This is a genomic window from Xinfangfangia pollutisoli (assembly GCF_020179405.1).
GTDB lineage: Bacteria > Pseudomonadota > Alphaproteobacteria > Rhodobacterales > Rhodobacteraceae > Pseudogemmobacter > Pseudogemmobacter pollutisoli.
The window spans coordinates 23,582-31,198 of sequence record NZ_JAICBZ010000049.1; the positions used below are offsets into that span (position 1 = coordinate 23,582).

12 protein-coding genes and 1 tRNA gene are annotated in these 7,617 nt (G+C 66.5%); 6 read left to right on the forward strand and 7 right to left on the reverse strand.

The features are described 5' to 3' along the window. Nucleotides 1-10 precede the first annotated feature (10 nt). Nucleotides 11-2,194, reverse strand: a complete 2,184-nt coding sequence (gene uvrB / locus K1Y73_RS14270) for an excinuclease ABC subunit UvrB (protein ID WP_318248244.1) — start codon at nucleotides 2,192-2,194, stop codon at nucleotides 11-13. A gap of 344 nt (nucleotides 2,195-2,538) precedes the next feature. Between uvrB and K1Y73_RS14275 the strand changes: the two genes are divergently transcribed. The 3 genes from K1Y73_RS14275 (at nucleotide 2,539) to K1Y73_RS14285 (ending at nucleotide 3,402) form a co-directional block, all read left to right on the forward strand. Then, nucleotides 2,539-2,850 carry an ETC complex I subunit gene (locus K1Y73_RS14275; RefSeq protein ID WP_225028981.1) on the forward strand — a complete coding sequence of 104 codons (312 nt, stop codon included), beginning with the start codon at nucleotides 2,539-2,541 and terminating at the stop codon, nucleotides 2,848-2,850. After that, the gene (locus K1Y73_RS14280; protein WP_225028982.1) at nucleotides 2,850-3,314 is read left to right on the forward strand and encodes a GNAT family N-acetyltransferase; all 465 of its coding nucleotides are present in this window, start codon (nucleotides 2,850-2,852) and stop codon (nucleotides 3,312-3,314) included. Before K1Y73_RS14275 ends, K1Y73_RS14280 begins: the two co-directional genes overlap by 1 nt. 11 nt (nucleotides 3,315-3,325) lie before the next feature. Next, nucleotides 3,326-3,402: transfer RNA gene (locus K1Y73_RS14285), tRNA-Arg, on the forward strand. 30 nt (nucleotides 3,403-3,432) lie between these two features. Here the strand turns inward: K1Y73_RS14285 and K1Y73_RS14290 are convergent. From K1Y73_RS14290 to K1Y73_RS14315, 6 genes are all read right to left on the reverse strand, one after another. Then, on the reverse strand, nucleotides 3,433-4,521 hold the full coding sequence (locus K1Y73_RS14290; RefSeq protein ID WP_225028983.1) for a tyrosine-type recombinase/integrase: 1,089 nt from the start codon (nucleotides 4,519-4,521) through the stop codon (nucleotides 3,433-3,435). Beyond that, nucleotides 4,491-4,721, reverse strand: coding sequence for a helix-turn-helix domain-containing protein (locus K1Y73_RS14295; protein WP_225028984.1), 231 nt, complete (start codon nucleotides 4,719-4,721; stop codon nucleotides 4,491-4,493). Before K1Y73_RS14295 ends, K1Y73_RS14290 begins: the two co-directional genes overlap by 31 nt. 313 nt (nucleotides 4,722-5,034) lie before the next feature. Further along, nucleotides 5,035-5,277, reverse strand: coding sequence for a hypothetical protein (locus tag K1Y73_RS14300; protein ID WP_225028985.1), 243 nt, complete (start codon nucleotides 5,275-5,277; stop codon nucleotides 5,035-5,037). Nucleotides 5,278-5,387: 110 nt separating this feature from the next. Next, nucleotides 5,388-5,783 (reverse strand): DUF2312 domain-containing protein, encoded by a 396-nt coding sequence (locus K1Y73_RS14305; RefSeq protein WP_404819089.1) that lies wholly within the window; start codon nucleotides 5,781-5,783, stop codon nucleotides 5,388-5,390. Further along, nucleotides 5,780-6,043 carry a hypothetical protein gene (locus K1Y73_RS14310; RefSeq protein WP_225028986.1) on the reverse strand — a complete coding sequence of 88 codons (264 nt, stop codon included), beginning with the start codon at nucleotides 6,041-6,043 and terminating at the stop codon, nucleotides 5,780-5,782. The genes K1Y73_RS14305 and K1Y73_RS14310 overlap by 4 nt, the downstream gene beginning before the upstream one ends. 264 nt (nucleotides 6,044-6,307) lie before the next feature. Further along, entirely contained in the window at nucleotides 6,308-6,682 is a 375-nt protein-coding gene (locus K1Y73_RS14315; RefSeq protein WP_225028987.1) for a helix-turn-helix domain-containing protein, read from the reverse strand. Between the two features lie 10 nt (nucleotides 6,683-6,692). On the opposite strand from K1Y73_RS14315, the gene K1Y73_RS14320 reads away from it, so the two are divergent. From K1Y73_RS14320 to K1Y73_RS14330, 3 genes are all read left to right on the forward strand, one after another. Next, nucleotides 6,693-6,896 (forward strand): helix-turn-helix transcriptional regulator, encoded by a 204-nt coding sequence (locus tag K1Y73_RS14320; protein ID WP_225028988.1) that lies wholly within the window; start codon nucleotides 6,693-6,695, stop codon nucleotides 6,894-6,896. A 174-nt stretch (nucleotides 6,897-7,070) separates the two neighbouring features. After that, the gene (locus tag K1Y73_RS14325; RefSeq protein WP_225028989.1) at nucleotides 7,071-7,274 is read left to right on the forward strand and encodes a hypothetical protein; all 204 of its coding nucleotides are present in this window, start codon (nucleotides 7,071-7,073) and stop codon (nucleotides 7,272-7,274) included. A gap of 11 nt (nucleotides 7,275-7,285) precedes the next feature. Next, the coding region (locus tag K1Y73_RS14330) for a hypothetical protein (protein WP_225028990.1) at nucleotides 7,286-7,617 on the forward strand (332 nt) is incomplete at its 3' end.

Below are 7,617 nucleotides of genomic sequence, written 5' to 3' on the forward strand. Positions count from 1 at the left end.
GGGCTGACGTCTACCGCTTCCCCCGCCGCTTCACCCCGCCCCGTTGCCCGGGCCGGCCCGCGGTGGACCGACCCTTGGCCTTCACCGCCTCTTCCACCGCCTCGTCGATCGCCTCTTGCCGGGCCAGCGGGTCATCGGCCACGGCCAGTTCCACCGCTTCCAGCCGCTTCACCTCGTCCCGGATCCGCGCGGCATCCTCGAATTCCAGATTCTCGGCCGCCTTGCGCATCGCGGCGCGCAGCGCCTCCAGATGCGCGGCAAGGTTCTGGCCGACATTGGCCTTTTCGACCTTGGCCGTCACGCGGGACTGGTCGGTATCGCCCTGCCACAGCCCGGCCAGCACATCCTCGACATTCTTCTTCACCGTCTGCGGCGTGATGCCATGCACGGTGTTATAGGCCTTCTGCTTTTCACGCCGGCGATCCGTCTCGGCCATGGCGCGTTCCATGCTGCCGGTGATCCGGTCGGCATACATGATCACCCGGCCTTCCGAATTGCGCGCCGCGCGGCCGATGGTCTGGATCAGTGACGTTTCCGACCGCAGGAAGCCTTCCTTGTCGGCATCCAGAATGGCGACCAACCCGCATTCCGGGATGTCCAGCCCTTCGCGCAACAGGTTGATGCCGATCAGCACGTCAAAGGCGCCCAGCCGAAGATCTCGAAGGATTTCAATGCGTTCCAGCGTGTCGATGTCGGAATGCATGTAGCGCACGCGGATGCCCTGTTCATGCATGTATTCGGTCAGATCCTCGGCCATGCGCTTGGTCAGCGTGGTGACCAGCGTGCGGAACCCCCTGGCCGAGACGCGGCGCACCTCGTCCAGCAGGTCGTCGACCTGCATCTCGACCGGGCGGATTTCGACCTCGGGGTCGATCAGGCCGGTGGGGCGGATGACCTGTTCGGTAAAGGCGCCGCCGGTCTGTTCCAGCTCCCATGCCGCGGGGGTGGCCGAGACGAACACCGATTGCGGCCGCATCGCGTCCCATTCCTCGAATTTCAGCGGCCGGTTGTCCATGCAGGAGGGCAGGCGGAACCCGTGTTCGGCAAGGGTGAACTTGCGCCGGAAGTCGCCGCGATACATGCCGCCGATCTGCGGCACGGTGACATGCGATTCGTCGGCGAAGACGATGGCATTGTCGGGGATGAATTCGAACAGCGTGGGCGGCGGCTCGCCCGGGCCACGGCCGGTCAGCCAGCGCGAATAGTTCTCGATCCCCGCGCAGGAGCCGGTGGCTTCCATCATCTCAAGGTCAAAGCGGGTGCGCTGTTCAAGCCGTTGTGCTTCCAGCAGTTTTCCTTCGTCGGTCAGCTGCTTCAGGCGATGGAACAGCTCGTCCTTGATGCCCTTGATCGCCTGCTGCAGCGTCGGGCGCGGCGTGACATAGTGCGAATTCGCATAGATGCGGGCGCGCTGGAACGTGTCGGTCTTGGCCCCGGTCAGCGGGTCGAATTCGACAATCGATTCAAGCTCTTCCCCGAAAAAGGAAAACCGCCAGGCCCGATCTTCCAGGTGGGCGGGCCACAGTTCCACCACATCGCCGCGCACCCGGAAGGCGCCGCGTCCGAAGGCGGCATCGTTGCGGCGGTATTGCTGGGCCACCAGTTCGGCAATGAACTTGCGCTGGTCGTAGATCTGGCCCTGCACCATGTCCTGGGTCATGGCCGAATAGGTCTCGACCGAGCCGATGCCGTAGATGCAGCTGACCGAGGCGACGATGATCACGTCGTCGCGTTCCAGAAGCGCCCGGGTGGCCGAGTGGCGCATCCGGTCGATCTGTTCGTTGATCTGCGATTCCTTCTCGATATAGGTGTCCGAGCGCGCCACATAGGCCTCGGGCTGGTAGTAGTCGTAATAGCTTACGAAATACTCAACCGCGTTCTCGGGGAAGAAGCCCTTGAATTCGCCGTATAATTGCGCGGCCAGCGTCTTGTTGGGCGCCAGGATGATGGCGGGGCGCTGGGTTTGCTCGATCACCTTGGCCATGGTGAAGGTCTTGCCGGTGCCGGTCGCGCCCAGAAGAACCTGGTCGCGATCGCCCGCCTGAACGCCCGCCGACAGTTCGGCAATGGCCGCGGGCTGGTCGCCCGCCGGCTGGAACGGCGTCTGCATGACGAATCGCCGCCCGCCCTCCAGCTTTTCGCGAGGCGTGGGCGGGGCCAGGTCGGGCATCGAGTCGGGACGGTTGTTATGCATCTGCGGCACCCCCTGCGGCCAAGATCGTGCCCTCTTTGTTCCGGCGCAAGAGGGGCTGCCGACAAATTCGGTCAGCAGGCTGGCGGCCGCGGCACGAATTCGGCCCGCGGATGCGCATGGTTCGGCAAGAAAAGTGGCGCGGTAGATCAACTTGGGGTTGTGTGGCCGAAGCAGCTGGGGCAGAGTGACCGGGCAAGCAGCACGAAGGCTGCCGGCCGGTTGCACCCCCCACACCCCACCCACACTCCCCGCAACCGGCCGGCAGCCGCCTTTGCGCCCCGCGCGGCGCTTGCGCTTTTCGCCCGGATCGGCCAAGAAAGCCCTGTTCCTGCAGGAGATCCGCCATGCGCGCCCGTATCTACCAGCCCGCCAAGACCGCGATGCAATCGGGCACGGCGAAGACGCATTACTGGGTACTGGACTTCGCCCCCGCCTCGGCGCGCGAGGTCGATCCGCTGATGGGCTGGACCTCGTCTTCCGATACCCAGGCCCAGGTCAAGCTGCGCTTCGAGACGCTGGAAGAGGCGCAGGCCTATGCGAAGGCCGAAGGGATCGAGGCCGAGGTGCTGCTGCCCAAGCCGCGCAAGGTGAATATCCGGCCGCGTGGCTATGGCGAGAATTTCGCCACGGACCGCCGCGGCGCCTGGACCCATTGATGCCGGCGGCGATTGCCGAGGAAAGCCCGCTGGGTGCCGATCTGGCGCTGCTGTTTCAGCGCCACACCGCCGACATGCATGCCGACACGCCGCCCGAATCGATCCACATGATGGATCGCGGCGCGCTGGCGGCGCCGGGGATCCGGTTTTTCGTGCTGCGCGACGGGGGCGCGCCGCTGGCCATGGGCGCCTTCAAGCGCATCGACGCCGCGCATGCCGAGATCAAGTCGATGCATGTTCTGGCCGAGGCGCGGGGCAGGGGCCTGTCGAAGGCGATGCTTGATCACCTTCTGGCCGAAGCGGCCGCGCAGGGCTATGCGCGCCTGTCGCTGGAAACCGGCGTGCAGCCCACCTTCATCGCCGCGCGGGCGCTGTATGCGCGGGCCGGTTTCGTCGAGTGCCCGCCCTTCGAAGGATATCACGACGACCCGAATTCGGTTTTCATGACGAAAGCGCTCGGCTAAAACGGCGCGACGGTCGCGTAGCTCAGCTGGATAGAGCAGCTGCCTTCTAAGCAGCGGGTCGAGGGTTCGAGTCCTTCCGCGATCGCCACCATTCTTTTAACATATTGACTTAGAATAACTATTTCGGTCGTTTACTGCCAGATGAGGCGGCGTTTACTACGTTCTGGTCTTGTTCTGTTCCGACGATCAGGGCTTTTCGGGCCGCCGTGCGGGTGTAGCGCTCGGCTTCGGACAGGCTGGCATGCCCGCCCCAAGCCATGATCGCATGCGCCGATCCGCCCGCTTCGGCGATCCGCGTCAGGCGATATTTCCGCAGGCCATGGGCCGATTTGCCCAGGATGCCCGCCGCCGCCGCGGCATCGCTGATCACATTCGAAAGGCCCTTGGCGGTGCGCGCCTTGCCGAAGGATGTTTGCAGCAGGGTGAAGCCGGAAACGGTCGCGACCGCCGTGCGCATGGCGGTGCGCTCGTCATCCCAGGCCCGGGCCCAGGCCGGCAGAGGCGCCGTCCATGGCACATAGGCCATGCCGCCGGTCTTTGCCTGGCGAAAGGACAGCACCCCGTCCGATCCGATATTGCCGATCGAGATCCGGCAGCCGTCGCTGACGCGGGCGCCGGTCCAGGCCAGCAATTCCATCGCGGCGCGCTGGATGGTGCCGACCGGCCAATGGTCGCGATAGCGGGCCACATCGTCTTCTGTCCAGGGCGTGTGCCCGGGGGTCGAGACGGCGATCTTGGCGACCATGGCGCTCAGGTCGGTTTCGATCGCGCCCATGGCCTTGGCCTGCGCCATCACCATCCGCCAGGCCTTCAGCCGCAGATTGGCCGGGTTCGGGTCAAGCTTCGCCATGTCGGCTTCAATGTGCTTCGGCCGGATGCCGGCGGCGGGGGCCGATCCGTAAGCGGTGACGATGCCGTCCAGATTGCGGCCGACCTCGCGCCGGTACACCGGCGACAGCGCCAGCCATCGCTTGCTGGCCTTGAGCGTGCGCACCACATGCTCCAGCGTCCCGGCCTTGACCGGCGGGGCGTGATCCTTGCGTGACGCCTCGGCCTTCGCCCAGGCGGCGACGAATTCGGGGTGGGATTCGGGCAGATCTGGCAGGCGAATGCCGGTCGGGCGGTGGTAGCACAGCACCCGGTCGCCGCGCCGGATCCGCTGGACGCGCGGCAACATCAGCGTGCCACCCCGAACAGCCTGTCGCATTCCGCCACCTCATCCGCTTGGCCCTCATAGGGCAGGTCCGAGGCGTAGCGGTCAAGGTCAAGCCGGTCGAACAGCCGCTTGGCGCCCAGAACCCGCCGCGGCAGCCCGAGGCCGCGCAGCATGGTCTCGCTGACGCCGAGATAATGCGCCGCCTCTGGCGCGGGCAGCAGGCGGGGGGCAAAGGCGGGGTCCTGTTTCATCGTCACGGGTTCGGGCTGAGGGCCGGCTTGATCAAGCCGAGCGGATATCGGGAAAGCACTGCGCGGATCGGTCGGTCAGCCATTGCCTGTGCCCCCATTGCCCTTGCCCATGCCCTCGGTCTTGCGCCGGGGCTGCGGCCGGGTCTGGGACGGCGCGGCGATGCGCTTCCCGTGGGGGTGTTGGCCGCGGTGATGCGACCCGGCGAAGGATGCGGCCTGCCGGCGGCGCAGGGCGGCCAGTTCGGCCGCGGTCGCGGGTTTGGCTGACAGAGGGGCGAAGGGGTCAGGTCCGGGTTGGGGACGCGGTGCCATGTCACTTCCAGCCCTTCCACAGGCCCAGGGCAATCGCGGCCAGGGCCGCCAGCAGGGCGACGCCCCAGGCGATTGCGGCGGCGCGTGCGCCGAAGGCGATCAGGATTGTCGACAGGGCGGTGCCGGTGACGAAGGCGAGGGCGAAAACCGCGCCGGCGCCTGCGCGGGGCGGGGTCGGCTCGAAATCCTCGGGCAGGTCGAGCGGCAGCGGGGCGGTCTCGGGCTGGGGCGGGTGGTCGCGCATCGGCACGCTCCAATCGTGTCTGGGGAAGGGGCAGAAACCCCCGGCGGCCCGCGAGGGGGCCGGCCGGGGAGGTGGCGCGCCCGGAAACGGCAGGGCGCGCGGGCAGGGTGTCAGGCCATGCCGAGGGCGGATTTGTAGACCTCCAGCACCGCCTCTTCCTCGGCCAGCGTGTCGGGGTCTTTCTTGCGCAGGGCGACGATCTTGCGCATCGCCTTGGTGTCGAAACCGCGGGTCTTGGCCTCGGCCATCAGGTCCTTTTGCGCCTCGGCGATATCCTGTTTCTCGGCCTGCAGCTGCTCGTACCGCTCGATGAACTGCCGCAGTTCCTCGGCCGCAATCCCATAGGCGGCGCCCGCAACGGCCCGATCGGCGGCCGTTTCGCGCATCGGCGGCGCCTTGCGGCGCTGCCGGTCCTTGCGTTCCACCTCGGCCAGGGCCGCGGCCTGCAGGTCGATCGGCGCAATCGGTGCCCCGGCGTCGGGGCGGATCATCGGCGCGACGCTCATGCGGCATCCCCGGGCGTCGGGCCGGGCCAGGGCAAGCTATGATGCCGCCCGCCAAGGGCCCGAGGGCGCCGCATCGGAATGACGCGGCCGCCCCCGGCCGGCGCGTCCTGCGCGGCCCGGTGCTGGCGCAAGAGCTGCCAGCTTGTGGTGGCGAGATCTTCGAAGGCCTCGGGCGTCAGATGCCCGAAGGCCTCGGGGCTGGAGACGAAGGCCTTCGCCCAGGCCGTCGGATCCTCGGGATTGATCAGGAAAAGGCGCAAGGGAACCTCCATCGCAACGGTTGCCCGCGATCGGCCCGAGGGGGCGTCTTCGGCGGGTTGATGGGGTGGATTATGCCGGTAGGGAATATTGCAGTCAATGCCTAACCGGCATATTGACGTGGCGGCATCATGGGGCTTGATTTGGCGACGCCTAGAACGGAAATAGAACAGGCATGAGGGAAGATCACATCATAGCGATGATTCGACGTCTGGATCGGCGCGAGGCGTGGGCAATGCTTGTTCACCTTCACCACCCTTGGGTGGTCAGGGCTTCTTTGCCATCGACTCCAGAACCAGAAGGGCTGCAGCTTGACGCGATGGGTCTTCAATCGCACGAATAGCATCCAGCACGCGCTGGTGAAGGTCGGAAAGCCCAAATAGTTCTGCGGGTTCTACCTTCAGTGCTGCGACCAGCTTCTCAATCAGATCGGCGGTATAATTGTAGCCGTCGGCGCTCTCCAGCTTGGAGATCGTGCCCTGGTCCACACCGGCCATTTCGGCCAGTTGCTTCTGCGTAAGTCCACGTGCCCGTCGGATTTTCGCAAGCTCTTTCATGTTCCGATTATCACGCGATCCGGGCGTGGCGTCCAATGCCGGTGGGCCATGTTGATGCTTGACGAGAATATTCCTGTAGGGCATTTATTGCACCATGTCCTACCTTGCAGCACATATTCGAGATGCGGGCCTGACCCAGGCGCAGTTCGCGGAGACGGTCGGCGTTGATCAAGCGACCGTCTCAAAGCTCTGTCGTGGGAAACTGGTTCCGAGCTTGCCGTTGGCGGTGCGGATCGAACGAGCGACACGCGGCGAGGTGGCGGCCAGTTCCTGGGTTCCCGAAAAGGATGCCGCATGATCCCGCGCTCTGATCGGCTTTCTGTTCCATGCCCTCGGTCTTGCACGCGCGAGGGCTGCGCGCACGGAAACAAGGTTTCCCGGTTCACGAGGGCCCCCGAACGCCGCGCGGCGCGACAGAGGCTCCGCGCCGGCGCTGGCCCTTCCCTTTCCCCTCACTCCACGGGTGTTTCCCATGTCTGAGCCCAAATTCCCCGACCTGACCCTGGCGCAGGCGATCCTGAAGACGGTCGCCCATTACACGGGCCGGGTCGTGCATGGCGCCGAGGTTTATGCCTTCAGCGACTTTCTGCAGGTGACGGTCTCGCTGGCCGAAGACGGCAGCGTCGAGGTGGGTTTCGAGGACCCGAACGTCCCAGGCTCGCGGGTGCCGGCATGACGGATCGTGCGATGATCCGGGCCTTCATGTCGGGGCTGGTGGACCGGGCCGGTGGGGTTGAGGCCTCGGCGGCGCTGATCGGGGCGCGGCTCGGGGCGGATGTGTCGAAGGGCTCGATCTCCAAGCGGCTGGCCGGGCATCTGGACTGGCCGCTGGTCGAGATCATGGCGCTCGAGGATGCGGTGGGCGACCCTTGCGTGCGGCGCTGGCTGGCGCGGACGCTGCCCGACCTGGTCGAGGGCCAGACGCTGATCCAGGCCACGGCCGACGCGGTGCGCGAACATGGCGAGGCGGTCAGCGCGGTCATGGACCTGGCCTCGGGCCGGGGCGACCGGGCGACGGC